Here is a 240-nt window from a genome sequence, read left to right on the forward strand (position 1 = left end):
CAGCAGGAGAGTGACAAACAAAAGCAACCGGCTTATCTTGCTTCACAAACGTCTCAATCAAATTAATAGAGTTTTTATCCACTGCCAAATCCCATAATGGGCCGTGACCACCTGGATAAAATACTGAGTCAAAATCTTCCGCTTTCATATCAGCAAGTTTTTTGGTATTGGCAAGATGCTTCTGCGCCTCAGAGTCTTCTTTAAAGCGCGTCGTATCTTTCGTTTGCGCATCTTCAGTAT

1 protein-coding gene is annotated in these 240 nt (G+C 42.1%); it reads right to left on the reverse strand.

Annotated elements, in window-relative coordinates; translation table 11 throughout:
* A partial coding sequence (locus AAEZ06_RS28155) for a DJ-1/PfpI family protein (RefSeq protein ID WP_350617493.1) occupies positions 1-240 on the reverse strand: 240 nt, incomplete at both ends.

The organism is Pseudomonas sp. HY7a-MNA-CIBAN-0227, assembly GCF_040310325.1.
Lineage (GTDB): Bacteria > Pseudomonadota > Gammaproteobacteria > Pseudomonadales > Pseudomonadaceae > Aquipseudomonas.